24 protein-coding genes are annotated in these 22,494 nt (G+C 61.5%); 10 read left to right on the forward strand and 14 right to left on the reverse strand.

The features are described 5' to 3' along the window. Positions 1 to 69: 69 nt before the first annotated feature. From ACFSR7_RS17815 to ACFSR7_RS17825, 3 genes are all read right to left on the reverse strand, one after another. Positions 70 to 1,674: an MFS transporter gene (locus tag ACFSR7_RS17815; RefSeq protein WP_378163832.1), complete on the reverse strand. Its 1,605-nt coding sequence runs from the start codon at positions 1,672 to 1,674 to the stop codon at positions 70 to 72. Then, positions 1,658 to 2,122, reverse strand: coding sequence for a MarR family winged helix-turn-helix transcriptional regulator (locus ACFSR7_RS17820; protein WP_378163834.1), 465 nt, complete (start codon positions 2,120 to 2,122; stop codon positions 1,658 to 1,660). Before ACFSR7_RS17820 ends, ACFSR7_RS17815 begins: the two co-directional genes overlap by 17 nt. A 104-nt stretch (positions 2,123 to 2,226) precedes the next feature. After that, positions 2,227 to 2,406: a hypothetical protein gene (locus tag ACFSR7_RS17825; RefSeq protein WP_378163836.1), complete on the reverse strand. Its 180-nt coding sequence runs from the start codon at positions 2,404 to 2,406 to the stop codon at positions 2,227 to 2,229. Between the two features lie 145 nt (positions 2,407 to 2,551). On the opposite strand from ACFSR7_RS17825, the gene greA reads away from it, so the two are divergent. The 5 genes from greA to ACFSR7_RS17850 all read left to right on the forward strand — a co-directional run bounded on the left by greA (position 2,552) and on the right by ACFSR7_RS17850 (position 5,182). Next, positions 2,552 to 3,022, forward strand: a complete 471-nt coding sequence (gene greA, locus ACFSR7_RS17830; protein WP_378163838.1) for a transcription elongation factor GreA — start codon at positions 2,552 to 2,554, stop codon at positions 3,020 to 3,022. A gap of 135 nt (positions 3,023 to 3,157) precedes the next feature. Further along, positions 3,158 to 3,415: a hypothetical protein gene (locus ACFSR7_RS17835; protein WP_378163839.1), complete on the forward strand. Its 258-nt coding sequence runs from the start codon at positions 3,158 to 3,160 to the stop codon at positions 3,413 to 3,415. An 86-nt stretch (positions 3,416 to 3,501) separates the two neighbouring features. Beyond that, positions 3,502 to 4,044 carry a GNAT family N-acetyltransferase gene (locus ACFSR7_RS17840; RefSeq protein WP_378163841.1) on the forward strand — a complete coding sequence of 181 codons (543 nt, stop codon included), beginning with the start codon at positions 3,502 to 3,504 and terminating at the stop codon, positions 4,042 to 4,044. A gap of 197 nt (positions 4,045 to 4,241) precedes the next feature. Further along, the gene (locus ACFSR7_RS17845) at positions 4,242 to 4,385 is read left to right on the forward strand and encodes a paeninodin family lasso peptide (RefSeq protein WP_378163843.1); all 144 of its coding nucleotides are present in this window, start codon (positions 4,242 to 4,244) and stop codon (positions 4,383 to 4,385) included. A 161-nt stretch (positions 4,386 to 4,546) separates the two neighbouring features. Continuing rightward, positions 4,547 to 5,182, forward strand: coding sequence for a hypothetical protein (locus ACFSR7_RS17850; protein ID WP_378163845.1), 636 nt, complete (start codon positions 4,547 to 4,549; stop codon positions 5,180 to 5,182). 28 nt (positions 5,183 to 5,210) lie between these two features. Here the strand turns inward: ACFSR7_RS17850 and ACFSR7_RS17855 are convergent, their stop codons facing one another. Next, positions 5,211 to 5,435 (reverse strand): hypothetical protein, encoded by a 225-nt coding sequence (locus ACFSR7_RS17855; protein WP_378163847.1) that lies wholly within the window; start codon positions 5,433 to 5,435, stop codon positions 5,211 to 5,213. 131 nt (positions 5,436 to 5,566) lie between these two features. On the opposite strand from ACFSR7_RS17855, the gene ACFSR7_RS17860 reads away from it, so the two are divergent. Next, positions 5,567 to 5,857 carry a DUF6509 family protein gene (locus ACFSR7_RS17860; RefSeq protein WP_378163849.1) on the forward strand — a complete coding sequence of 97 codons (291 nt, stop codon included), beginning with the start codon at positions 5,567 to 5,569 and terminating at the stop codon, positions 5,855 to 5,857. Positions 5,858 to 5,956: 99 nt separating this feature from the next. Here the strand turns inward: ACFSR7_RS17860 and ACFSR7_RS17865 are convergent, their stop codons facing one another. Together ACFSR7_RS17865 and ACFSR7_RS17870 are read right to left on the reverse strand one after the other, a co-directional pair. Continuing rightward, positions 5,957 to 6,118, reverse strand: coding sequence for a hypothetical protein (locus tag ACFSR7_RS17865; protein WP_378123473.1), 162 nt, complete (start codon positions 6,116 to 6,118; stop codon positions 5,957 to 5,959). Between the two features lie 17 nt (positions 6,119 to 6,135). Then, positions 6,136 to 6,312, reverse strand: a complete 177-nt coding sequence (locus ACFSR7_RS17870; protein ID WP_378163851.1) for a hypothetical protein — start codon at positions 6,310 to 6,312, stop codon at positions 6,136 to 6,138. A gap of 187 nt (positions 6,313 to 6,499) precedes the next feature. On the opposite strand from ACFSR7_RS17870, the gene ACFSR7_RS17875 reads away from it, so the two are divergent. Then, positions 6,500 to 7,516 carry an HD-GYP domain-containing protein gene (locus tag ACFSR7_RS17875; RefSeq protein WP_378163853.1) on the forward strand — a complete coding sequence of 339 codons (1,017 nt, stop codon included), beginning with the start codon at positions 6,500 to 6,502 and terminating at the stop codon, positions 7,514 to 7,516. A 22-nt stretch (positions 7,517 to 7,538) separates the two neighbouring features. Here the strand turns inward: ACFSR7_RS17875 and ACFSR7_RS17880 are convergent, their stop codons facing one another. The 4 genes from ACFSR7_RS17880 to ACFSR7_RS17895 form a co-directional block, all read right to left on the reverse strand. Next, positions 7,539 to 8,270 (reverse strand): SDR family oxidoreductase, encoded by a 732-nt coding sequence (locus tag ACFSR7_RS17880; RefSeq protein ID WP_378163854.1) that lies wholly within the window; start codon positions 8,268 to 8,270, stop codon positions 7,539 to 7,541. Between the two features lie 144 nt (positions 8,271 to 8,414). Beyond that, positions 8,415 to 9,368: a nucleoside hydrolase gene (locus ACFSR7_RS17885; protein ID WP_378163856.1), complete on the reverse strand. Its 954-nt coding sequence runs from the start codon at positions 9,366 to 9,368 to the stop codon at positions 8,415 to 8,417. 130 nt (positions 9,369 to 9,498) lie between these two features. Continuing rightward, entirely contained in the window at positions 9,499 to 10,611 is a 1,113-nt protein-coding gene (locus ACFSR7_RS17890) for an NADH:flavin oxidoreductase (protein ID WP_378163858.1), read from the reverse strand. 91 nt (positions 10,612 to 10,702) lie between these two features. Continuing rightward, positions 10,703 to 11,041, reverse strand: coding sequence for an ArsR/SmtB family transcription factor (locus ACFSR7_RS17895; protein ID WP_378163860.1), 339 nt, complete (start codon positions 11,039 to 11,041; stop codon positions 10,703 to 10,705). A 197-nt stretch (positions 11,042 to 11,238) separates the two neighbouring features. On the opposite strand from ACFSR7_RS17895, the gene ACFSR7_RS17900 reads away from it, so the two are divergent. From ACFSR7_RS17900 to ACFSR7_RS17910, 3 genes are all read left to right on the forward strand, one after another. After that, complete coding sequence (locus ACFSR7_RS17900; RefSeq protein WP_378163862.1) at positions 11,239 to 13,359, forward strand: catalase; 2,121 nt, start codon at positions 11,239 to 11,241, stop codon at positions 13,357 to 13,359. Between the two features lie 1,093 nt (positions 13,360 to 14,452). Then, complete coding sequence (locus tag ACFSR7_RS17905) at positions 14,453 to 16,552, forward strand: carbohydrate-binding protein (protein WP_378163864.1); 2,100 nt, start codon at positions 14,453 to 14,455, stop codon at positions 16,550 to 16,552. A 176-nt stretch (positions 16,553 to 16,728) separates the two neighbouring features. Further along, positions 16,729 to 17,997 (forward strand): family 43 glycosylhydrolase, encoded by a 1,269-nt coding sequence (locus ACFSR7_RS17910; RefSeq protein WP_378163866.1) that lies wholly within the window; start codon positions 16,729 to 16,731, stop codon positions 17,995 to 17,997. 95 nt (positions 17,998 to 18,092) lie between these two features. On the opposite strand, the gene ACFSR7_RS17915 is transcribed toward ACFSR7_RS17910, so the two are convergent. From ACFSR7_RS17915 to ACFSR7_RS17930, 4 genes are read right to left on the reverse strand one after another with little or no spacing between them, the layout of a single operon-like run. Continuing rightward, positions 18,093 to 19,250 carry an NAD(P)-binding domain-containing protein gene (locus tag ACFSR7_RS17915; protein WP_378163868.1) on the reverse strand — a complete coding sequence of 386 codons (1,158 nt, stop codon included), beginning with the start codon at positions 19,248 to 19,250 and terminating at the stop codon, positions 18,093 to 18,095. Between the two features lie 20 nt (positions 19,251 to 19,270). Beyond that, positions 19,271 to 20,506, reverse strand: a complete 1,236-nt coding sequence (locus ACFSR7_RS17920) for a glycerate kinase family protein (RefSeq protein ID WP_378163870.1) — start codon at positions 20,504 to 20,506, stop codon at positions 19,271 to 19,273. 39 nt (positions 20,507 to 20,545) lie between these two features. Beyond that, entirely contained in the window at positions 20,546 to 21,709 is a 1,164-nt protein-coding gene (locus ACFSR7_RS17925; protein ID WP_378163872.1) for a Gfo/Idh/MocA family protein, read from the reverse strand. 4 nt (positions 21,710 to 21,713) lie between these two features. Beyond that, a complete protein-coding gene (locus ACFSR7_RS17930; protein ID WP_378163874.1) occupies positions 21,714 to 22,451 on the reverse strand; it encodes a ThuA domain-containing protein in 738 nt (245 codons plus the stop codon). Between the last annotated feature and the right edge of the window lie 43 nt (positions 22,452 to 22,494).

Consider the following 22,494-nt stretch of genomic DNA (forward strand, 5'->3'; position numbering starts at 1 on the left):
GGCACGCAACTTCCGGAAAATCCGGCATGCGGGCTGCAAAGGCCTTTTGGTTGTGCCATGGCAGCACCCTCAGGCCGCCGCTCCGCGCACGGCCGCGCGCTGCTTCGCGATGCGCAGCGCCATGAGCGCCGCGATCAGACAGACGAAGCCTGCCGCGAAAAACGGCACCTGATAGCTGCCGAGCCACTCCCGGACGGTACCGGCCGCATAGGCCGCGACGGAGGCGCCGAGCTGGTGGGTGACGACGACCCAGCCGAAGATCATGCCGGCCCGCTCCTTGCCGAAGGCGTCCTGCGACAGCTTGACGGTCGGCGGGACGGTCGCGATCCAGTCGAGCCCGTAGAAGACGGTGAACAGCGTGAGCTGCGGCTGACCCGCGCCCAGGGCGTAGGGCAGGAAGAGCAAGGACAAGCCGCGCAGGCCATAGTACCAGAACAGCAGCTTGCGGCTGTCGAAGCGGTCGGACAGCCAGCCGGAGAGCGTCGTGCCGACGAGGTCGAACAGGCCCATTAGAGCGAGCATGCTCGCGGCCGTTACTTCCGGGATGCCGAAATCGCCGCATGCGGGGATCAAGTGGGCGCCGATCAGGCCGTTCGTCGAGAAGCCGCAAAAGAAAAACGTGCCGCTGAGCAGCCAAAACGTCTTCGTGCGCGCCCCCTCTCTCAGGGCCGCAAGCGGAGCGAGGAACAGGTTGCCGCGAAACGGCGCCGGCTTCGCGATACGCGTCTCGCCGTACGATGCAGCGCCTACGTCGTAGGGATGGTTACGCATCCAGATCGCGACGGCGGTCAGCACGACGAGCGTCGCGCCGACGGACGCATAGACGGCGTACCGCCAGCCCGCCTGCTCCGTGATGCGCGCGAGCAGCGGCAGGAACAGCAGCTGTCCGGTCGCGGCGCTGGCCGTCAGAATGCCGACGACGAGGCCGCGGCGATGCGCGAACCACTGGCCCGCGACCGTGACGCCGAGCACGTTGGCCATCATGCCGGTCGCGAGCCCCGATACGACGCCCCACAGCAGCTCGAACTGCCACAACGCCGTCATGTACGGCGTGGCCAGCAGCCCGGCTGCGAGCACGGCCAGCGAGAGCACGGTCATGCGGCGGATGCCGAAGCGCAGGAGCAGCGCCGCGGAGAAAGGACCCATCAGGCCGTACAGCAGGATGCCGACGGAGATGACGCTCGAGATGCCGCTGCGGCTCCAGCCGTATTCCTGCTCGAAGGGCAGCATGAAGATGCTGGGCATCGAACGGACCCCGGCCGACACGATCAGCGTGGCGAAGGTGAGGGCAAGCACGACCCAGCCGTAGTGGAATCTCCCGTCGCGCGTGGAGGCGATTCCGCTATCGGCGCCAATCGTAATACCTTCATCCACCTCGTTCCTCGAAGCACCTCCGCTATCCTCGTTCCTCGAAGCACCTCCGCTATCCTCGTTCCTCGAAGCACCTCCGCTATTCTCGTTCCTCGAAGCACCTCCGCTATCCTCGTTCCTCGAAGCACCTCCGCTATCCTCGTTCCTCGAAGCACCTCCGCTATCCTCGTTCCTCGAAGCACCTCTGCTATCCTCTCTGCTCGTATAACCGCCGCTCGCCGCGCTCCTCGTATTCACTTCGCCCGCCGTACCGCCGCTCGTTTCACCCCCGCCCGCTTCCTGCTTGTCAGTTTTCGCGCGCATCGGCGGCTACCCCCTTCTCCAGCCGCGTGCCGGCCGTCAAGATGCCGTCGGATAGCGCATCGGCGGCCGCATCGCCCAGAATTTCCTTGTATCTGGCCTTCAAGCGCTTGGAGGCAAGCCGGATCTCGCCCTCCAGCGCCTCTCCCTTGGGCGTCGGATAGAGCAGCACCGTCTTGCCCTGTACGCTGCGGCGGACGAGCTGCTTGGTCTCGAGCTTGTCGATGAACCGCGTCAGCGTGGAGGGCGCGATGCTCAGCTTTTCCGCCAGCTCCTTCTGCGTGATGCCGGGCCTTCCGTTGACGAGCCGGATCGCATAGCCGTACATCGGCGTCAAGCCGGTCGGCGCGAACTCTTCCTCTGCAATGCGCGTGATCGCCCGGCCGAGCCGGTTCGCGGTGAAAAACAGGCAGCTCTGCAAAAAGCCTTCGTCGGGCAAGGCGTCCGTCATCGTGTATCCCTCAATTCATTTGTATGTACAACAAAAATATAGCACCTCGGCCCGTTTGTCAACGGTCGGATGCGACGGCTTCGGCTTGCACGCGAAAACGAAGATTAGGCTATGCTATAATGAGTTGTTCGAACGACTGATGGGCTCCCGCTGAGGGAGGAGGAAGACACCTGCCGCTTGGGAGGGCCGTTCCAGAAGGCTTCGTTCACCAGGTGCCAGGCGACGGCTAGCGCAAGTGCGCCGCAGAGGCCGATGAGCAGCATTTTTTTGAAGGTTCGGTACATAAGGGGTTCTCCTTTGAACGGCTTCGCTCTCCATTATCGCCGATGCGGGCAGGTCAATTCTGTAACCATGCTTACAAAAACCGAACTTTTTTGCCGATCAGGGCGGCGTTACGCAATTAAAATCAAAATTAATGGGGGCAGACCAATGGTATCCGATGAAGTTATCTTGACCGCGGAAGGATTAGCTCAGCTGGAGCAGGAGCTGGAAGAGCTGAAGACGGTGAAGCGCAGGGAGCTGGCGGCGCGGATCAAGACGGCGATCAGCTACGGGGACTTGAAGGAGAACAGCGAGTACCATTCCGCGAAGGAAGAGCAAGCCTTCATGGAGACGCGCATACTGACGATCGATCGCATGCTGAAAAAGGCGCGCGTCGTCAAGAGCGCAGGAGGGGACGCCGTATCCATCGGCTCGTCCGTCGTGCTCAAAGACAAGGAATTCGACGAGATTATCGAATACCGGATCGTAGGGCCCGCCGAAGCCGACGTCTTGGCTTCCAAAATCTCGTATGAGAGCCCGCTCGGCAAGGCGTTGATGGGCAAGTCCGTAGGCGACGCGGTCAGCGTCGAAGCGCCGGTAGGTACGATCCAGTACGAGCTGCTGGAGATTAAAGTTTAAAGGCTGCGCTCACCGCGAATGCCGTCGGTTCTTCTTGCCTTTCGCGGACAAATCGGCCGGCAGGTGGTATGCGAGGCGGATTTCTGGATAAATAATGAGCAGTACCGGAAATCCGATTAGCGAGGAGTGACGGCGATGAGCTGGTCATTGGAGCAAGCGTACGCCTACGTGAACAAAATCAAGGAGCGCGCGGCGGAGGACGAGGCTTTCCGGCTGCTCGCGCTGAACGATCCGGAGATGGCCTGCCGGCTGCTGACCGGCGAGCCGCTGCCGGACGGCATCCGAATGTCCGCTCAGGAGCAGGGCCCGGACGGTCTGGAGATCGTTGTGCATGGCCTTCAAGAGACTTGGCCGACCGGCGAGCTCGGTCCGGACGAAGCGACGTTGGATTAAAGCGACGGGCGGAATGCCCGACCGGCTTCGCCTTTCTTCGGAGAGGCGAAGCTTTTTTTGCAATGGTGAAAGGAGGGGGAATAGCGATGTCAAACGTATACATACGCAGGCTGAAAACGGGGGATGCGACTGCGCTGCTGGAGCTGCGGCGCGTCAATCGCGCTTTCTTCAAGCCGTTTGAGCCGGTTCGCGCCGAGCGGGAGTTCACGTCGGCGGGAATCCGCGACATGCTCGATCAGGACGAGCTGCATTGGGAACGCGGCAGCGGGTACGGCTTCGGGATCTTCCTCCGGGACCGGGAAAAGCTGGTCGGTCGCGTGAATCTGAGCAATGTCGTGCATGGCGCATGGGAGAGCTGCACGCTGGGCTACTATATGGACGAGGCGGAAGGCGGACGCGGCCTTATGACGGAGGCGCTCGGCCAGGCGGTGGACTTCGCGTTCGGCGAGGCGGGGCTGCATCGCGTTCAGGCTGCGGTCATGCCGCGCAACCTGGCATCGATTCGCGTCATCGAAAAAAATGGATTCAAATACGAGGGGCTGGCCGAATACTACTTAAAAATCAACGGCGTTTGGGAACATCATCGCATCTACAGCCTGACGCGGGAGCATCTGGTCCGATCGACGTAATCCCGCTGGGCGCAAAGGCATGACACCTTCCAAACGAGCCGTCAAAATAGGAAAGGAAGCGCCAAGTACCGATTCGTTAGAATCGGTATTTTCTATTGACAGGCTCATAGAGCGGTGCTAATCTGAATTTGCCCATGATGATACAATTTGTATCTGAATAGGAAGACCTACATTCTATCTTGAAGGGAGTTGTTTCTATGAAAAAGGATTGGACGAGTCCGGTGCTTGAGGTACTCGAAGTCAGGATGACGATGAAGTTCTTCCCGCCGGTACACCCTCCGGGCGGCGGCGGTCCTGGTGGCGGTGGCGGCGGAGATTGCCCGCCGGACCTGGACAGCTAGACGGTCGACAGCGATCTGCGTCGCGGCTGCCAGGGCATAGGCCCGGCTGCAGCGGCGCGGACTCGTTAAGAGGCGCCGGAAAGAAATTACCGGATCGGATCAGACCGAAGCGGACCCGGATGGGCCTTACTCGGCGTAGCCTGACATAAGGGGGAGTCGCGATGTACGCGCTTGTCGGAAGTAGGCGTCAGGACCGGTCGTTCCGCCGGACCTGGGCGTTTTTCTGCAGCAAATACGGATGGGGCAACGATCCTTGCGCCATCGAGGGGATACGATACGTACTGTTGCGCAGAGGGCGCATGCCCTTTGTCCGCCGGCGTACGATCGGGACGATCGAATTCATCCCTTACCGTCCGGGCAACCCCCGCAGCACGGTCGAAGGGCCGTACAAGCATCCCTTCTCGTCGGAGCCGGAGATTCGGGCGTCCCCGTACCGCATCTGGGAGATCGACAAGCTGTGCATCGCCGAAGCCTACCAGCGCCAGGGCCGCTTCGGCACCTTCCTCGAGATTTTCTACGATCACGCGGAGCGCTTTGCGCCCCGCTATTATATCGCGCTTATCGAGCGCAGGCTGTACCGTATGCTCCGGATCGTCTTCGGACTGGGCATCGAGCAGCGGGGTACGGTCATGCAGGGGCCGACGTCCGCGCTGATTCCCGTCTTGTTCGACATTGAACGGATCATGCAGGACAAGGTCAGGGTCGCGTGCCTGCTCGAAGACGCGAAGCGCCGGCAGGCAGGGGCGGGCGGAAGCAAAGTTCCGCCCAGCCGCTATCCGGCCAAAAAAAGAGTCTGACGGGCGCCCGTCAGACTCTCTTGCCGCGTCATGCCCTTCGTCCCGGCCGCAGCCGGGCAATCGCTTCATCGTAACGCGCATAGCTGAATCCGCTTCCGAAGCCGCTGTCGAACGCCCAGTTCGCCAGACTCTCGGCCTGCGTCGCCTGCAGGTCCGTGAAGCCGAACCGCGTCTTCATATCGGTTATATAATTGCGTTTTACTTCCTCGAAAAACCGCTCGTTCTCCTGCCGCTGATCGTTGGCATCTCCCATGGCGCCGCTCAGCCTCCCTCTGACGGTCAGTATTGACGGATTCCGCCGAGAATAGACGCCGCCGCGGCCGGTTGTTTTCGCGCCCCGGCATTGTATACTGTTAACACGGTCAATTCAAGGGAGGGCATCAAATGAACATAACGGCATATTCGGTCGAGTTGGTCAAAGACCCGTTCGGCATCCTGAGCGGGCGGAGATACGAGTTCAAGCTGGAGGTCGAGGTGGACGAGGAGGACGAGCTTTATTCGGAGCACGGCGTCTACGCGCGTATCGTCTACAAGGTCGAAGAGGAGACGTCGGGCATCATGACGTGCGACTGGACGGAAAAGACGACGAACCGCTACCTGCCGCTGGACGCAGAGCCCGAAGAGCTCGCCGAGCTGGCCGCCTTTTGCGCGTCGCACCTGCCGGAAGACGAGTAATACCCGATCTACGGCAAGCAGGCAAGGCCAAGCGTCCCTGACAGCGAAGGGGCGTTCGGCCTTGCCTGCTTTTTTACGGCGCCAATCATCGATCGCAACTCAGAACTTCGGAATGATATAGCGGGCCAGGAAGTACAGAACGCCGAAGAAGATGAGGACGTACGCGGCATACTTGATGAAGGTCGAGGCGACGAGACTCGAATCGTACTTTTTTTCTACGTTATGTTGCTCGTATTCAATGTTGCGTTGTTCGATGGACATCGTAGAACCCTCCCCGTCTAATTTTGAAAACTCGGAAGCACGTATTGGGCAAGAAAGTAAAGCAAACCAAGCAGTATCGCGAAGTAAGCGGAATACTCAATGAACGAGACGGCGACGGGTTCGCTGCTGCGCGAACGCTCGTAGTCCTCCTCCAGCAGCTCCGATTGACCCAGATAACGCTCAGGCATGGACATCGCTACACCCTCCTTCCGGCTCATGCATCGCTTTGATATCCTCCATTACCCGCGGTCCGTTCCGGCCAATCAACCCGGCGCATCCGTCGCATACTGGTATCATTTTGTTCTCTTTAAGTAAGAGGTCAAATTGTTTAAACTGGAAGAGACGTCCAAAAAACCAAATGGACGACAGGAGGAAAGCCCGATGAGACATGCGGATCTCCTTGGCAGAAGGGTCAAGGACGACATCGTCCACAACGGCTTGGTGCTCGTGCCGGCAGGAGTTGCACTTGAGAAGGCGCATATCGATTTACTGGAGAACTACCGGGTGGATCCCGATGAGGTCCGCCTGACCGAGCGGACGGACAGACCGTCGCAGGACGCGGATTCGGCCGCGTTGATGTCCCAGGCCGTACAGTTCACGAAGGAGATGTTCGAGCGGGTACGGGAGGTCGGCCATCTAGATCCGGAGGAGATCGAGCACACGCTGACGCCGATGGTCATGCAGATCTCGGAGAACAAGGACATGTTTAGCCTGTTCCATACGGTCAAAGCGAAGGATGAATATACGCATCAGCACAACATCGGCGTCAGCGTGCTCTCCACGCTGATCGGACGCTGGCTGGGGTGGGGGGATGACGAAGTCTCATTGCTGTCGCTAGCTGCGTCGCTGCACGACGTGGGGAAGGTGCGGATTGCCGACGAGATCCTGCTCAAGCCGGGCAGGCTGACGGCGGACGAGTACGCGGAGATGAAGCTGCATACGGTTTACGGCTACGAGATTTTGAAGGCGAACCGGAAAATAAATCCGCGGGTGGCGCTGGTCGCCCTGCAGCACCACGAACGCGACGACAGACGCGGCTATCCCTATGGTATCCGGAACATGGAGATGGATCCGATGAGCCGGGTCGTGGCGGTAGCCGACATTTTCCACGCAATGTCCTCCCGACGTCCCTATCACGAGCCGATGCCCTTCTACAGGGTCGTCAGCGAGATGCGCAACGGTTCGTTCGGGGAGCTGGACCCCTACATCGTGGGCGTGTTCCTCGAGCAGATTATCCAGCATTTGCTAGGCCGCCAGGTCAAGCTGAGCGACGGACGCTGGGGAGAAGTCGTCTATCTCGACCCGCAGGAGGATATGCATCCGCTCGTGAAGGTCGGCAGCACCTTTATCGATCTGAAGCGGGAGCGGCATCTGAACATCCAGGAGATCATCATTTAAGACGCCGGGCTGCGTCCTGTGCTTACCAGGGGATCGGACCCTCGTCTCCGAAAAAACCGCCGCTCGGACCGTCGTCCGGCAGCAACGCAAGGCGGACAGGCGCCCGCGCGCCTTCGGAAGCGAACCTGGGGGAGGCATACCCTGTCATGGCGGTGGCGCAATAGCCGGGATCCGCCGCATTGACCTTAATGCCGGCCTCGGCGAGTTCCTTGGCCCACATGACGGTCAGCGCGTTGACCGCCGTCTTGGACGAGTTGTAGCCCAGCATCAGGAACGTCCCCAGCTCAAACGACGGATCGCCATGCAGCTGCAACGAGGCAAGCGAGCTCGACATGTTGACGATCCGGCCGCTCCGCGACTTGCGGAGCAAGGGAAGCATGGCCTGCGTAACGCGGACGACACCAAGCACGTTGGTCTCGTATACTTGCCGGACGAGCTCCGCACCGGACTCGCTCGGGCGCGATTCGGGCAAGAGCACGCCAGCATTGTTGACGAGGATGTCCAGCTTACCGTACCGCTGCTCGACGGCTTCCGCAGCCGCGCTCGCGTGGCCTGGATCGGTGACGTCCAGCCTGATGCTCGCTGCGTCCGCGCCTTCGGCGACCAGCATGCGGACGGCTTCAGCCCCTCGGCCAAGATCCCGCGCGCCGACGAGGACGCGGACGCCCGCTTGGCCGAGCTGGCGGCAGATCTCGAATCCGATGCCTTGATTGCCGCCCGTAACCAGCGCGACTTTTTTAATATCGTCATTCATGAAAACGCTCTCCTTTGCAGCTTGTTGACCTCCCTTTCATTTTAAATGTCATCGTTATTCCCCCATAAGTGAGACAAGTCACCGAATCTGTCATGGTACAGCCTGACAGATTCGGTGACTTGTGATTGTCGCTTATCGCATATATCAGATAAAAACCGACAGCAGCTTGCCGACCGCCGTCTTGGCGTCGACGTCTATGCTGACCTGGATCGGCGTGCCGACGCTCGGGCTCGGCCGCAGATCCGCGACCGTCATGCCGGCGCACAGCGCGCTCTCGCACTCGACGGTGACGCGCATCGTACGGTTGGTCACAAGGCCGGGTTCTTCGGCGGCGAGCACCGTGAGCGGGTCGTGCATCGGCGCGGCGTCGACGAAGTGGTTGGCTTGCCGGTAGAACTCGAAGTAATAAGCCATCGAGGTCCGAAGAAACTCGACGATCTCGCGATTCTCCGGCCGGCAGCGCCGTTGCAGGAAATCCAGGTGTTCCTGGGCGAGGTTCGTCTTCATCGTGACGTCGAGCCCGATCATCACGATGTCGAGGCCCGATGCGAAGACGATGTCGGCGGCTTCGGGGTCGCCCCAGATGTTCGCCTCGGCGACCGGCGTTACGTTGCCGGCGACCTGGACGGCGCCGCCCATCACGTAGACCTGCTTGATCTTGCGCGCCAGACCGGGATCCTTGGCCAGGGCGAGCGCGACATTCGTCAGTCGTCCGAGCGTGATCAGGACGAGCTCGCCGTCCAGCTCGCCGGCCTTGCGGACGATGAAGTCTTCGGCGCGCTCCGCGAGCGCCCGCTGTGCGGACGGCGGAAGCTCGGCGTCGCCGATGCCGTTGTGCCCGTGCACGTGCGCGGAGAAGCCGGTCGGCGGCCGCTTCAGCGGACGGTCGGCGCCGATCGCGACGGGTACTTTGTAAGCGGGCGAGGCCAGCTTGATGATGCGCAGCGTATTCTCCGTCGCTTGCTGCACGTCTACGTTGCCGAAGACAGTGGTGATGCCCTCGACGTGAAGTGCTGGAGACTTGAGCGCGTATAAAATGGCGAGCGCATCGTCGATGCCGGTGTCGGCGTCGATGATGACTTTGCGGACTTGAGTCAAGGGGATAAGCTCCTTTGTTCTTGGATGTTCCGCGGGAATGTCCGCGCGTCCTAGAATTATAACATGCGGACTGTCCGGGGAGCATGCGATAGGCGCGCGAATCGCTCCGCGCGCCTTCAAGTTGCCGGTATTAGCTGAGCGAGCCGAGCGCTTCCCTCGTGAACGCCTGAAGATCTTCCGTACGTCCCTCGCGGATTTTCCTCGCCCATGCCGGGTCGTTCAGCAGCGCCCGTCCTACGGCGACCAGATCGAACTCCCCGCGCTCCAGACGCTCGACGAGCGCATCCAGGCCCACGTTGTCGCCGCCTTTGCCTTCGGCAAAGAGGCTCGTGAACTCGGAGTCGAGACCGACGGATCCGACGGTAATGGTCGGCTTGCCGGTCAGCTTCTTGGTCCAGCCCGCCAGGTTCAGGTCCGAACCCTCGAATTCAGGCTCCCAGAAGCGGCGCGTGGAGCAGTGGAAGATATCGACGCCTGCCGCGGACAGCGGGGCGAGGAACCGTTCGAGATCTTCCGCCGTCGGCGCGAGCTTGGCTGCATAATCCACCGGCTTCCACTGCGAGAAGCGGAAGACGATGGGGAAATCGGGGCCGACGACGGCGCGAACCGCTTCGATGACTTCGACCGCGAACCGCGTGCGGCCGACCAGATCGCCGCCGTATTCGTCGTCCCGCTTATTCGTATTTTCCCAGAAAAATTGATCGATCAAATAGCCGTGCGCGCCGTGAATCTCCACGCCGTCGAAGCCGATCCGCTTCGCATCGGCCGCTGCCTGCGCGTAGCCTGCGACGAGGCCTCGAATTTCCTCCTTCGTCAGCGGCTCCGACACCGGCTCGCCGGTCAGGCTCAGACCGGAAGGTCCGATCGGCGCGGCATCCGAATCGGGGAACGTCTCACGCTGACGCGCCGTGCCCACGTGCCAGATCTGCGGAACGATCTTGCCGCCGGCTTCGTGGACCTCGCGAACGACGTTCGCCCAGCCCTTGAGCGCCGCCTCGCCGTAGAAGTGAGGAACATTGCGATCGGCCGCGGCGGCGGGATGGTTGATTACCGTGCCTTCCGTGATGATCAGGCCGACGTTGTTTTCCGCTCTGCGACGGTAGTAACCGGCCACATCGGAACCGGGGACGCCGTTCGGCGAGAAGCCGCGGGTCATCGGGGCCATGACGATCCGGCTGTCGAGCTCCAGTTTTCCTTGGGCGAACGGTTCAAACAATGATGTTGCGGATTGGGATGCGCTCATGCGTTTCTCTCCTTGGGGCAGTTGCCCTTATTTTTATATATCTATAAATATGAATATATAGATAAGTGTAGGCAAACGCAAGCGGCAGCTTTTACCGCAAGTCCGTCTTCGCCTGCATCTGAGCCGCCAATTCGTTCAGAAACGACGCGATTCCTTGCTCGTTCCGCCTATAGTATGTCCATTGTCCGCACCGGCGCGATTCGAGCAGTCCGGCTTTTTGCATAGAGGCTAGGTAGGAAGAGATGACCGATTGCGTCAGCCCGGCCTTTTCTTGAATGCTACCCACGCAGACGCCGCCGGGAAACGTCGTTTGCACGTCGGCAGGCTGGGGACTGAACTGCATTTCGGGGTCCCGCAGCCAGCACAGGATATTGAGACGCGTCTCGTTGGACAGCGCCTTCAACACCGCGAGCTGATCGTCCTGGGCCATGTGGGTCACCTCCTTGAATGATGATCTAAGTATAGCAAAATCGGTGTTCCACGAAAATGAAGCGCCGCCAGCCTTCGATTTGAATTTTTCGGTACAGCTGCTTAATTCGTTATAAACGTGGGTAAAAAGTTCCGGTTAACTGTCGCTACATAGGAAACGCTGGTGAATACGACCATTACCGAGGAGGATGCGAGTTCATGGCGAAGAAGGAAGACGGCAAGCCGGAAAAGACAGTCAAGGACGAGCAGCTGGAGCAGTTTACGGTAGATGCGACCGGACAGAAGCTGACGACGAATCAGGGTCTGCGCATGGCGGAGGACGAGTTTTCCCTCAAGGCGGGCGAGCGGGGACCGACGCTGCTGGAGGACTTCCATTTTCGCGAGAAAATGACGCACTTCGACCATGAGCGTATCCCTGAGCGGGTCGTTCATGCAAGAGGCTTCGGCGCGCACGGCTTCTTCCAGGTGTACGAACCGCAGGCGGACATTACGAAGGCCGGCTTCCTGCAGGACCCTTCCGTCAAGACGCCCGTCTTCGTCCGCTTCTCCACTGTCGCCGGCTCTCGCGGGTCGGCCGATACGGTGCGCGACGTGCGGGGATTCGCCGTTAAATTTTATACAGAGGAAGGCAACTACGACCTGGTCGGCAACAACATCCCGGTGTTCTTCATCCAGGATGCGATCAAGTTCCCCGACTTCGTCCATGCGGTGAAGCCGGAGCCGCACAACGAAGTGCCCCAGGCGCAATCGGCGCACGACACGTTCTGGGACTTCGTCACGACGAACACGGAGGCCGCGCACATGGTCATGTGGGCGATGAGCGACCGCGCGCTGCCGCGCAGCTATCGCATGATGGAGGGCTTCGGCGTGCACACGTTCCGGTTCGTCAACGCGGATGGCGCCTCGCACTTCGTGAAGTTTCACTGGAAGCCGGTGCTTGGCGTCCACTCGACCGTCTGGGACGAGACGCAGAAGATCGCGGGTAAGGATCCGGATTTCCACCGTCGGGACCTATGGGACGCGATCGAGCAGGGCAACTATCCGGAGTGGGAATTCGGCGTACAGGTGATTCGGGAGGACGAGGAGTTTAACTTCGACTTCGATATCCTCGATCCGACCAAGCTGTGGCCGGAGGAGCTCGTGCCGGTGCGGCTGATCGGGAAAATGACGCTGAACCGCAATACGGACAACTTTTTCGCGGAAACGGAGCAGGTCGCCTTCCACCCGGGGCATGTCGTGCCGGGCATCGACTTCTCCAACGATCCGCTGCTGCAGGGGCGCCTGTTCTCCTACACCGATACGCAGCTCAAGCGCGTCGGCGGCCCGAACTTCCACGAGCTGCCGATCAACCGTCCGATTGCGCCGGTCCACAACAATCAACGCGACGGCATGGCGCGCATGACGATCAATCCGGGGCAGGTTGCGTATCACAAGAACGGCATCGCGGGCAATTCGCCTGCGCCTGCGCCGGAGTCGGAGGGCGGGTACAAGCATTACGCGGAAAAGGTGGAAGGCCGCAAGATCCGTGCCCGCAGCGACAGCTTCAAGGATCACTTCAGCCAGGCGGCCATGTTCTATCAGAGCCTGTCCGAGGTAGAACAGCTCCATATCATCAAGGCGTTCCAGTTCGAGCTGAGCAAGGTGATGAACAAGGACGTGCGCCAGCGGACGGTCGACGTATTCGCACAGGTCGATCCGGGCCTCGCGACGCAGCTTGCCGATGCGATCGGGGCGCTGCCGCCCGCCGATACGACGCAGCCGGCAGTGACGATGAAGTCGCCTGCGCTCAGCATCATGAACAAGGCCAAGTCGGCGAAGACGCGCAAGGTCGCCGTGTTGACGGCCAAGACGTTCGCGGACGCCGAGCTGCGGGAGGTGCTCGCGCCGCTCGCCGTGGCGGGCGTCACGGCGGAGCTGGTGAGCACGAAGCTTGGCTTCTTGCCGACGGACGCCGACGGGCAGGTCGAGGTCATGCACCACCTGGAGTCGGCGGACTCCGTCCTGTTCGACGCCGTCTATGTCGCGGGCGGCCGCGAGAGCGTCGACGCGCTGCTCGCGCAGCCGTTGGCGGTGGACTTCGTCCGCCAGGCGTACCGTCACTACAAGCCGATCGCCGCGATCGGCGAAGGCGCGGACCTGCTCACCGCGGCCGGCGTGGGCACGCCTTCGCCTGAAGGTGCCAAGGCGACGGGCTCGGTGAACCAGCCGGCGTGGAATGAGCCCGGCGTCGTCGTGGCGGCTGCGCCGGACGAGTCCTTCGCCAAGTCGTTCGTCGAAGCGATCGAAGCGCACCGGCATTGGGCGCGGAAAGTACAGTAGCAGCGTGGATAGCGCGAAGAAGCAGCCTCGGGAGGGGCTGCTTCTTTTTTGCGGTAAAGCGGCCCCGTTCGTCCTGCCATCGGATCGTTCGCTCCGCGGACCGAGGATTCGCTATTTGAGCGCGCGCAGCCGGATTGCATACGTTTGCGGACCACAGCTACGTCAAGTGTGCCAAAGCGGGCTTGAATCGGAGTTGTAGGCGGTTTTAGCGAATCCACGGTGCGGAAGTGTAAATCGTGCGCGTAATTCGTGGACACTGAAGCGCGCTATGCTCGTACCGGAGCGTCGAAAGTTTGGTGGTTAAAAAAACCTGCATATGTACATGTATTTTCTTCCAACGAGCGCCACTTGATGAAATACCTGCAAATGTGCAGGTAAATGGAACGTGCAAGCCGGAAATCCGGTTAATGAAGGAAAATAACTGCGCTTTTGCATCTATTCTGTACCAGAGGGACGAGATCGGCATAAAAAGATGTATATTTGCAGGCATTACGACGAAAAAATGATGCTGGCGACGACATGCGGGACCGTTGGAACGGTTGGCGGACGAGCCCCCGATAGGCGTTCCGAGCGACTTCGGTTTCGGATATCCGCAAAACTTAAAGGACCGTCAGGGCGATCTGCCCTTGACGGTTTTTCTGACATGGTTCGCTGGTCGCCGAAAAGCTTGGAATGTCCGCTTAAGTTCAATATTGCCTCCTTACCAACAACCTCTAACGGTTGTAAGCTTTTGACAGATCGGCGTCGGCATATCTGAAAGCCCTTACACAACCGAACTGCCGATCGCGAGGGAGGTGGGACGAGGCGGGTTGTTGCAAGCGGAATGGCCGACGCGAGAGGTTTCGCATGTAAGGCGCCAGAGCGCCAAGTCATCAGAGCGCCAAGTCTCGAAAGCCCCAAGGCATCGGAGCGCCAAGTCTCGAGAGTCCCAAGTCATCGGAGCGCCAAGTCATCAGAGCGCCAAGTCACCAAGGCGGCTATAGGCAATCAGCAAGGCTTCCCGGCGGCAAAGCAAGCTTCACGATACGTAAACGATGCGCACAGGACCGGCTATGTCCGGCGAATTTTCAGACGAACGAGGAGGTATGCATTGATGATCGTCAACAAACGTTACCGTCTGCCATGGCCGCGTTTCTGCGCGGCGCTGCTGGCGGCGGCATTGCTGCTCGGCCAAGGGGTCTGGTCTCCGTCGATCGCATCCGCCGCATCCGCTTTTGTTCAGACGGCGGCGTCGGGCTACAGCAGCCAGTCCGGCATTCAACTGGAGACCTCGAGCGAAGGCGGACAGAACGTCGCCTTTATCGACAACGGCGACTATATCGCTTTTCCGAACGTCGAATTCGGCGGCGGCGCGAGCACGTTCCAGGTCCGCGTCGCCAGCAACGCGAGCGGCGGCGCGATCGAAGCGAGGCTCGACGGCGTGAACGGGACGCTCGTCGCCACGGCGCAGGTCCCGGGCACGGGAGGTTGGCAAAACTGGACGACGGTGACGGCGAACGCGTCGGGCGCGAGCGGCGCTCACACGCTGTATTTGAAGTTTACCGGCGGCAGCGGCAATTTGTTCAACCTGCTTTGGTTCAAGTTTGCGTCGGGACTGTCGGCTTTTAACCAGATCGAGGCGGAAGCCTACAGCAGTCAATCCGGTATTCAAACGGAGCCGACATCCGATGCCGGCGGCGGATCGAACGTGGGCTTCATTGACAGCGGCGACTATCTTTTGTTTAACGGCGTCGACTTCGGCAGCGGAGCCGCAAGCGTGCAGGCACGCGTAGCAAGCGCAGCCGGAGGCGGCGCGATCGAATTCCGGCTGGACAGCTTGACGGGAACGCTGATCGGGACCGTCGCGGTGAGCGGCACGGGCGGCTGGCAGAATTGGACGACTGCAAGCGGGCAAATATCAGGCGCAGCGGGCATCCACAACTTGTACGTGAAATTCACTGGCGGCGCGGGCAACCTTTTTAACCTCAACTGGTTCAAGTTCGGCACGGGAGCGCCGACGTCCGGCGGCGATGTCGTCGGCAAGCTGTTCGCCGGCTACCAAGGCTGGTTTAATGCGCAGGGAGACAACTCGCCCAACGGAGGGTGGGTCCACTGGTCTAAAAACAGCAGCGCGCCGACCGCAGGCTCGAACGTGAACTTCGAGCTGTACCCCGACATTCGCGAATATTCGAAGCTGTATCAGACGAATCTGGCGAACTTCGGCAACGGCACGCAGGCGAAGCTTTTCTCCTCCTACGACCAGGAGACGGTCAACAAGCACTTCGAGTGGATGCAGACGTACAACATCGACGGCGCTGCGCTTCAACGCTTCGGGGCCGACGAGAGCGATACGCCGAACAGCTGGAAGACGAACCGCGACAGCGTGGCCGTAAAAGTAAAGAATGCTGCGGAGACTTACAACCGTAAGTTTTATGTCATGTACGACATCACGGGCATGAACGCGAGCAACTGGCTGAACGCGGTCAAGCACGATTGGACGACGAACGTCGTGAACAATATGCATCTGACGTCATCGAGCGCCTACGCCAAGCAGAACGGCAAAGTTGTCGTCTGCATCTGGGGAATCGGCTTCACCGACCGTCCGGGCACGGCTGCCGAGCACCAGAATCTGATCAACTGGTTCAAGACGCAGAACGTCTATGTGATCGGAGGCGTGCCGACTTACTGGCGGACTGGCAACAATGATTCGAAGCCCGATTTTATGAGCGTGTACGAATCGCTCGACATGCTCTCGCCGTGGTTCGTCGGACGCTTCGGGCGGAACGGACTCGCCGACGTCGACAGCTACAGCACGAACCAGTACGGGCCTGACTTTACCTATACGCAGCAGCGCAATATCGCCTATCAGCCCGTCATCTGGCCCGGTTCGGCATGGTCCAACATGACGGGCGGCCCGCGCAACGAGAATCCGCGGCTGCACGGCGACTTTATGTGGCAGCAGGCTTACCGGATGAAGCAGCTCGGCATCAACACCGGCTACATCGCCATGTTCGACGAATACGACGAAGGCACGGCTATCGCCAAGATCGCCGAGAACAGCGCGATGATCCCGACAAACCAGTACTTCCTCACGCTCGACGCGGACGGCGTCGCCTTGTCCTCGGATTTCTATCTGCGTCTGGCGGGCGATATCAACCGGATGTTCAAGGGTCAGATTCCGGTCACGGCTTCGCATCCGACCACTCATCAATAAGGCATGCGGCGGCTTTCGGAGGACGCGTCTTCCGGAGGCCGCTTTTTTTTGCGTTTGGGGCGGTGAAAAGAAGACAAGATCGACAGATTTCGTTTTCGATCGCCTCATGGGAGCGCCCGGACGCGTGTTTTACAATGAGGGAGAAAACGCGCCGCGCGCGCGAAGGAGAGTGTGTCATGAACGCGAAAAACCCGATTATTACCTCGATTTTCACGGCCGATCCGTCGGCCCATGTATGGGAAGACGGCAGAATCTATATTTACGCCTCGCACGACATGGATCCGCCGCGGGGCTGCGATCTGATGGACCGCTACCATGTTTTCTCGTCGGACGATATGGTCAATTGGGTGGATGAGGGAGAGATTCTGCGTTCGGACGACGTGTCGTGGGGACGGTCCGAAGGCGGCTTCATGTGGGCGCCGGACTGCGCTTACCGGAACGGTACCTATTACTTCTACTATCCGCATCCCAGCGGCTCCGACTGGAACGACACGTGGAAGATTGGCGTCGCCACGAGCGACAAGCCCGCAAGCGGGTTCGTCGACCGCGGCTTTATCGAAGGGCTCGGCGGCTTCGCGATGATCGATCCGTGCGTCTTCCAGGACGACGACGGGCGTGCGTACATGTACTACGGCGGGGGCGGCGTCTGCCAGGGCGGCGAGCTGAACGACGACATGATGTCCTTGAAGGACGGCATGGCCGAAATGGCCGGTTTGGCGGATTTTCACGAGGCGGCATGGACGTTCAAGCGCGACGGCGTCTACTATTTGACCTACGCGGACAATCTGCACGACAACAATCGGATGCGCTACGCGACGAGCGAGCATCCGCTCGGCCCGTGGACCTACCGCGGCATTTTTCTGGAGCCGACGGGCTGCTCGACGACGCACGGATCGGTGGCCGAGTACAAGGGGCGATGGTATCTGTTTTATCACAACCAGGCGATCTCCGGGCAAGGCAACTTGCGCAGCGTATGCATCGACGAGCTGCAATTTGACGCGGACGGCGCCATTCGCACGGTACGGCAGACGGAAGAAGGGGTTCGTGCCGTCCAAGCCGACTCCGCGGAGACGAATGCGCGAACTTTTTACACAGTTAACGACTGTAAAACGGACGGGGATGCGGCGATTGTCGCCACGGAGCGGGAAGCCTTCGCCGTCGTGGGTATGCAAGGGGCATCGTCTTCCTGCGAGTTCCGCCAAGTCGACGGGGGCAACGGGGGCCGGGCTGCGCTAGCGGTGCATTATACGACGCACGAGCGGCTGGCGAAGCTGCGGCTTGTCGTTAACGGCGCCGACTATTCGCTGCTGAACGCGTTGCGGGCAGAGGGCGGACAAACGTCGCTCACCGTGCGCTTGGATCCGGGGCCGGTCAATACGGTCGAACTTGCGGGAGGGGACGGGGACATTCGGATCGAAGGCTTGTCCGTAGAGTGGTTGAAATAAGCGGTAAAAAGAAGAGCCCCCTTCAGGCGGAAGCGTGCGCGCCTCCTGAGGGGGACTTGCGGTATCTATGGGCGCAATGAGCTGAAAAGGGTCGACTATGCCTCGTCCGCCAGGACGATATCCCACTCGTGGATCTCATAGCCCCGGGCGCCCTGGACGACGTACGGATCCTGCTTCACCCAGGATTCCGCTTCCTCCAGGGAACGCGCCTTGTAAATGACGAGGCCGCCGGCGCCGTCGACGAACCTGCCGTTGGCATGAAGCTTGCCTTCGGCGCGGCGATCCGCCAGAAATTGCAGGTGCTGCCCGCGGTACTTCACGCTGAGCTCGGGGTCCTTCATCGGCAGGAAGACGGCGAAGTGCTTGACCGCCTCGCTTGGTTCGTCGCGCCGGAGCTGATAATTCAGCATCGCCGCCATATCCTGTTCGGCGAAGCCGTCGCGAACGGCGCCGTCGAGCAGACCTTTGATCCGGCGTCCCGCGGACAGGCCGACGCCCGACTCTGCGGCGAGCTCGGCCGCCAGCGTCAGATCCTTGGCAAGCAGCTTGATGGCGAAGCCGGCTTCGAAGCGTTCGGGTCCGATATGGTTGTTATAATGCCTGTCGAGGATGCGGCTGCTGGCGAAGCTGGCCAGGAGCACGTTCACCAGCTGCTCCTCGTCCAACTCCGCTTTTCTGCCCAGCGCCAGCGCTTCGCTGACAGCCTGCGTGTGGATGCCGACCATGAGCTGATTGACAAGCTTGACGACGGAGCCGCTGCCGACGGGACCGACGCGGTCGATCTGCTTGCCCATTGCGGCCAGCACCGGCTGCGCAAGACGGAACGTCTCATCGTCGCCGCCGACCATGATGCTGAGCGTGCCCGCGGCTGCGCCGGTCGTTCCGCCGCTGACCGGCGCGTCGAGGAACCGGAGCCCGCGTCCGGCCGCAGCCGCGCCGACTTTACGGGACAAGGCGGGTCCGACCGTGCTGCAGTCGACCAGGATCAGGCCTTCTCTGCCGCTAGCGACGAGCCCGTCGGGTCCGAGGTAAACTTCCTCCACGTCGGCGGGCATCGGCAAGCAGGTTACGATCAGGTCCATCTCCGCCGCCAATTGCGCGCGCTCTAAGCCGGTTCGGCCGCCCGACGCGGCCAGACGTTCTTCGGCCGGCTTGCTGCGATTCAAGCCGTATACTTCGTAGCCAGCCTCTAAGAGGTTTTTCGTCATCGGCAAGCCCATGTTCCCCAATCCGATGAATCCGATCTTTTTCAAGTCTTTCACGCTCCTCGGCGTTATGTCTTCGTCTTGATCAGTCTTGCGACATTGCGCGCGGTTCTCGCCAGGTTGTCCTCGGCCTCGGCCAGGCACTCGTCCAGCGTCGACGGTCGGCCGACGATCGGGAAGACGGCGGCGAACGCCTCGTAGAGCGGCTCGATGTCCGGTCCGAGACCGCCGGACACGAGAATCGCGGGGACGCCTTCGGCCGCCGCCCATTCCGCGACGCGGAACGGCAGCTTGCCGCTCAGCGTCTGCGCGTCGGTGCGCCCCTCGCCGGTCAGCACCCAATCGGCGCCGACGATGCGCTGCTTTAGCCCCGTCGCCCGCGCCGCGACCTCGGCGCCGGATTCGATCCGGGCGCCGAGCCGCAGCAGCGCGAAGCCGAGTCCGCCCGCGGCGCCGGCGCCGGGCCGCTCCGCCAGACGCAGTCCATTCGCGACGGCTTTATCCGCCTCGGCACCGGTCAGCCCGATCTCGCCTGCCTCGTCCGCCGGACTCGGCATGACCGTCCGGGCTCCGCCGACACTGGGCCCGTCCGGCTGCTCCAGCAGCGCCGCATACGCGCCCATGGCTTCGTCGAGCGCCGCCGCTTGCTCGGGCGTTGCGCCCTTCTGCGGCCCGAACACGAGCGAAGCGCCCGCCGGTCCCGTCAACGGACTCGTCACGTCGCTGGCCGCCGTGATCGCGCACGCCGCGAGCCGCGGATCCAGGCCGCTCCAGTCGACCGCGGCCACGCGCAGCAGGTCTGCGCCCCGGCCCTCCAGCAGACGGCCGGCCCGATCCGTGAAGCGTACGCCGAGCGCTGCCAGCATGCCGATGCCGCCGTCGTTCACGGCGCTGCCGCCGAGCCCGACGATCAGGCGCCGGGCGCCGCGGTCCAGCGCGTGCGCGATCGCTTCGCCGAGCCCGCGCGAGGTCGCGGCGTACGGATCTCGGCGATCCGCAGCAATCATCGGCAGACCGCATATATTCGCCGTCTCGATGACGTAGACAGGCTCGCCGTCTTGCTCGATCAGGCCGATGAGCGCCGCGGCGCCCGGCTCCAGCGGGCCGTGCACGACGATCTCCTCGCTGCGGCCGCCGCAGGCGCCGACGAGCGCCTCGACGGTACCCTCGCCGCCGTCCGCCATCGGGAAGACGTCGATCTCGGCTTGCGGGATTTCACGGCGGATCGCAGCCGCCATAATAGCGCCGACCTCGCGCGAGGACAGGCTGCCTTTGTATGAATCCGGGGCAATTACGAAGCGCATGGCGGGTTCTCCTCCCAAATGGACAGCTAGTATGAGGTGCTAACCTCTATCATACGCTTGTCCGGGACCGATGCGTACCTTTTCCCCGCTCCGCGCGCTCTCGATCGCGGCGAACACCATCGCCATGCTTTTCAGATTGTCCGAGCAGTCCGTCTCGGCCGGCCGGTCTTCGGCGAGCGCGGCCAACATCTCGTCGAAGCAGCCGTCATGTCCCTCATGCCCGGTCCAGGGCGCGGACGGCTCGATGCGCTTGTACGCATGCATCCGGTCGCCGGGCCCCAGATCGCCTTCCGCCACGCTGCAGTACGAATCGTTCGTGCCGTCCCAGATCAAAGTGCCTTCGGACCCGACGACGCGCCAATCGCCCTGCCAGGAGGTAGGCTCGCCTTCCGCGCACCAGGAGCCGTTATAAGTGAACACCGAGCCGTCGCTCATCTCGAAAATGCAGACGGCCGAAGCGTTGCCGGCATACCAGGAGTGGGACGGGTTAAATTCATGGCAGTACACCGACACGGGATCGGCCTGCAGCAGATAGCGGGCCTGATCGAACGTATGAATCGCCATGTCCAGCAGCAGCGGATGGTCCATCGTCTCCCGGAAGCCCCCGAAGTGCGGGCCAAGGAAGAAATTCGCCGTTGCATGCGCCGGCTTGCCGATCGAACCCTGGGCGATCAAGCCGCGGGCTTCCCGGATCTGCCGGGCGAAGCGCCGGTTCTGCATAATGGCGTAGCGGCGCCCGTGCCGTCGCACGATGTCCTCGATCTCGTAAGCGTCCGCCATCGTCACCGCCATCGGCTTCTCGCCGATGACGTCGCAGCCGAGCCCGACGGCCGTCGTCACGACGGTCTTGTGGACCTGGGGGATCGTCACGTCGAAGACGAGATCGGCGCCGGTCTCGCGGATCGCCGTCCCGAGGTCGGCGTAGCAAGGGCAGTCGAGGCCGAATTCCCGGGCCAGCGCCTCCGCAGCCGGCAGATGGATGTCGACGAGCGCGGCGAGCTCGATGTCCGGCCGGCCCGTCGCGTATTTGACCCAGCGCCGGGCCATATTGCCGCAGCCGACCTGGACGAGGCGGAATTTGCGGGCAGCCTTGTCGATCGTATCGGTCATCGCGGTCGCCTCGGTTTTGCCCATCGTATTCGTCGTATCGGCGGTACCGGTCGTATCGGCTGTTTTTTGCAAGTCGGTCCTGCTCGCAGTCATGCCGTTACGCCTCTTGCCGCGACTTGAGCGGCTCAAGCGGCTGGCGGTTGCCGAACAGCGAGGCCGGCCGGCCCGTCGGCGCGGCCCAATGCACGGCGTTGCGAATGACCTTGCGGACTTCTTCGTTGTAATAGGTCGGATACGTCTCGTGACCGGGGCGGAAGTAGAAGATCTTGCCCTGTCCCCGCGTGTAAGTGCAGCCGCTGCGGAAAACCTCGCCTCCTTCGAACCAGCTCACGAAGACGAGCTCGTCGGGGGCGGGAATCTCGAAGCTCTCCCCGTACATCTCTTCCTGCTCCAGCTCGATAAATTCGCCGATGCCCTCTGCGATCGGATGACCCGGCGACACGACCCACAGCCGCTCCTTCTCGTCGGCTTCCCGCCATTTCAGGTTGCAGGTCGTGCCCATCAGCTTCTTGAAGATTTTGGAGAAGTGACCCGAGTGGAGCACGATGAGGCCCATGCCCGCAAGGACGCGCTTATGCACGCGCTCGACGATATCGTCGGACACCTCGCGATGGGCTTTGTGCCCCCACCAGACGAGGACGTCCGTATCCTCCAGCCGCTGCTCGGAGAGGCCGTGCTCTTCTTCGTCGAGCGTCGCGTATCCGATCGTCAGATCGTGCCCGAGCCCTTCTCCGATTGCGCGGTGGATGCCGTCCGGGTAGACGGCCTTCACCTTCTCGTTATTTTTCTCGTGACGGAATTCGTTCCAGATCAACACGCGCAATTCGTCCTTCATGCCGCCATCCTCCTCGTTTTCGTTCAGCCGTGACCCCCACATT

The organism is Cohnella sp. GCM10020058, from assembly GCF_042683485.1.
Taxonomy (GTDB): domain Bacteria; phylum Bacillota; class Bacilli; order Paenibacillales; family Paenibacillaceae; genus Cohnella.